This window comes from Streptomyces sp. URMC 124, from assembly GCF_051386455.1.
Lineage (GTDB): Bacteria > Actinomycetota > Actinomycetes > Streptomycetales > Streptomycetaceae > Streptomyces.
The window spans coordinates 1-274 of the sequence record NZ_JBPQTS010000455.1; the positions used below are offsets into that span (position 1 = coordinate 1).

At 76.6% G+C, this 274-nt stretch carries 1 protein-coding gene; it reads left to right on the top strand.

Annotation, left to right across the window (positions count from 1 at the left end; genetic code table 11):
• Positions 1 to 274, top strand: a 274-nt coding sequence (locus ACSNOG_RS33320; RefSeq protein ID WP_436756406.1) for a DUF4365 domain-containing protein, incomplete at both ends; no start/stop codon positions are given.

A 274-nucleotide genomic window follows, 5' to 3' on the forward strand; every position in this document is an offset into this window, starting at 1 on the left:
CCCCCGCCCCCCGACGCGGCTCGCTCGCCACCACCGCCTGCATGGAGACGCTCCAGATCGGCTACCTCCACGCCGTCGCCGCGGCCGCGGGCTGCTCACTGGCCCAGCCCTTCCCCGACCACGGCATCGACTGGCACATCAGCCACACCGCCCCCGGGCACGCCGTCGACGACGAAGTCACCATCAAGGTGCAGCTCAAGTGCACGTACCAGCTCGGCCCCCGCCGGGCCGCGCAACCGCCGCCCCGCGCCCCCGCGCCGGGCCCGGCCCCGGT